At 34.6% G+C, this 2,703-nt stretch carries 4 protein-coding genes; all 4 read right to left on the minus strand.

The window, feature by feature from the left end:
- Nucleotides 1-205: 205 nt before the first annotated feature.
- Nucleotides 206-406 (minus strand): cold shock-like protein CspB, encoded by a 201-nt coding sequence (gene cspB / locus AC1DJR_RS25335; protein WP_001179147.1) that lies wholly within the window; start codon nucleotides 404-406, stop codon nucleotides 206-208.
- A gap of 218 nt (nucleotides 407-624) precedes the next feature.
- Nucleotides 625-1,524 carry a WD40/YVTN/BNR-like repeat-containing protein gene (locus AC1DJR_RS25340; protein WP_477003793.1) on the minus strand — a complete coding sequence of 300 codons (900 nt, stop codon included), beginning with the start codon at nucleotides 1,522-1,524 and terminating at the stop codon, nucleotides 625-627.
- Nucleotides 1,525-1,540: 16 nt separating this feature from the next.
- The gene (locus tag AC1DJR_RS25345; RefSeq protein ID WP_001062757.1) at nucleotides 1,541-1,984 is read right to left on the minus strand and encodes a flavodoxin; all 444 of its coding nucleotides are present in this window, start codon (nucleotides 1,982-1,984) and stop codon (nucleotides 1,541-1,543) included.
- Nucleotides 1,985-2,126: 142 nt separating this feature from the next.
- The coding region (locus AC1DJR_RS25350) for an acetate uptake transporter (protein ID WP_477003794.1) at nucleotides 2,127-2,703 on the minus strand (577 nt) is incomplete at its 5' end.

Consider the following 2,703-nt stretch of genomic DNA (forward strand, 5'->3'; position numbering starts at 1 on the left):
GTGTAGCGTTTTTCAATTTATTTACCTCTTTCTAAATTCCTTTTCACACACATACTTTATTTTCAGTATTTATTTATTAATGCACTTTATGCATGAAAAACTTCGCATAAAAATCAAAAATTCAGTCTTATTATTACATGTACATAGGAGGATATTCAATAAAAACGCAAAAAAAAAGAAGGGCAAGCCCTTCTTTTTTTCATAATTACTTCTTGTTTACGTTTGTAGCTTGAGGTCCACGGTTACCTTGTTCTACTTCGAAAGTAACTTCTTGACCTTCTTCTAAAGATTTGAAGCCGTCGCCTTGGATAGCTGAGAAATGAACGAATACGTCTTCTCCGCCTTCAACCTCGATGAAACCGAAACCTTTTTCTGCGTTAAACCATTTTACTTTACCGTTTTGCATTTAAAAAATCCTCCTACAATGTACCTATATGTACATATTCATTTTCAACCACTTTACAATAATACATCATATATTAAAAAACTGCAACCCCAGAGGAGATTTAACATTGCTATCCTCCTCGGAAGTTACAGCTCATTTAAATCTCTATATTATTAAAAGTAAAATGGTTTAAAGTAACTATATCATACCAATATAATAAAAGTAAAGTTTTTTTAAAGTTATACAGCTTTTTTTTTCCACTGCATCGTTTTTAATTCACCTGATCCAGCTACAACATAGCCTTCTTTTTCATTAACAATGCGCCAACCATGCCCTTTAACCGAATCACATACTGTAACAATTCCTTCTTCAAGAAGCACACGGCAAACAGTGCTAATTCCCGCCTTATTTTGCGTTGACGTTGTATATAACACATGTTGATCCACACTTAAATCTRAATAACTACTCGCTTTTTGTTCACTTTGACATGTATGCCAACCTATTTTATCACTTTCGATACTCTCATTTATTCTGCAAAAAGAAATATTTCCGCTAATCCCCTTGCACGATCCACTTGCCGCTACTAAATAGGAATTATGTATAGTCAACGCAGAAATCATCTGATTCATCGCTATTTTAATCCTTTTTAATTTACGTGTCTCTAAATCAAAAAGCCAAACACCACCATATTTAGTATGTATTTTCGTACCGATAAATAAGTAATGTTTATATAAAAATAATGATCGAATAGATGGTGCCTCACTACCGTAATTAAGAAATGGCTGAATAGTCTCCCATGTGGCACCAAAATTATTAGAATGATACAGTGTTTTATCTCCATGAGCAATTACTGTTCCATTCTCATTACTACATACATTCCAGCTCGTTGCTTTCGTTGGAAAGCGCTGGATCGTCCACGTTTCTCCACCATTCATACTACGAATAAAAACTCCTTCGTCTCCTACTCCGTAAACTACGTTACCTTCACTATGTAAATCTCGAATTCGTTTTTGGAAACCAGTTAAAGCCTGTTTCCATTCTCCATCTTTTTCAATGAATAAACCATTATATGTAGTAGCTAACAAAAGCTTTCCATCTCTTAACTTTGTAATAGCAGTTGCACTTAACATTGTTTCCACGTTGACACTCCCGTTCCTAGAACTTCTCGGCAAAAGCAATTGCAAAATCACTGCATTTTTCAACGTCTTCTTTATCTTCTGGAGCTAATTCAATTTTCAATCCTTCTTGTACAAGTTCTGCCCCGCATTTTACAAGACGTTCTTCAAATATCGTTACCGCTTCACAAAACAGCTCATACGCCGTATCACCTGATCCAAAAACAGCCACTTTTTTACCCGTTAAATCTATATTTTCTAACTCATCATGGAAATCTTCCGCTTCAAATGGTAATTCACCATCACCCCACGTATAAGATCCTAAAATGATTCCATCATAAGCTAATAATTCTTCAGCATCCATACCTTCCATCTCTTGCAATACTACTTCATGATCAAAGGCATCTAAACTTACTTTAATTAAATCAGCAATACTCTCTGTATTCCCTGACATACTTGCATACGCTATTAAAATTTTCGCCACTTTGGCATCCCCCTCTTACAATAAATGATTCTCATTCTCATTATATTAATAATGAGAATCAATTTCAATTATATTTTTTGCTATTTTATTTTATTCCATAAAAAAAAGAACAGATGACTATACAATCATCTGTTCTTTTTTATTACTTTTTAAAAATACCAAAGGGTTTTCCAACTGGTAATACAACTTTTCCGAAGTGTGTAYTTAACACAGCTGCTGCTGAACCATAGAAAGATAATAATGAAATACATAGTTCAGAATACGCTGCTAAATTATGCATTGCGTGCGGCATAACACCTAAAGTACTTAATGAAAGACCGATAAATAAGAAATCAATAAGGACGAAAATCATAAATAATACTTTATGTGTTTCCATTGCACCAATTGTCATAAAGATCGTGAAAATCAAGTATCCGATAAAGGCTACACCRAGCTGTTTTGAATCTGCAGTTTGGGCTAATTTTTCGCCAAATACTCCRAGTTGAATTAACCAAGTCATTCCAACACCTAACCAAAATAGGCCGTACGCACCAAATGCTGTTGTACCGAACGTATTGTTGTGCTTTGCATCGTGAATGCATGCAAAGATTTGTGCAAATCCTCCTAAAAAGATTGCCCATGGTAATACAAGTGAAACGCCATCTGTTAAGCCTAACTTTTGAGACGATGCTACAAGTGTTACCATCGCTAATCCAAATAGACCGATTCCAGATGGATCT

The organism is Bacillus sp. 05T31 (assembly GCF_056396725.1).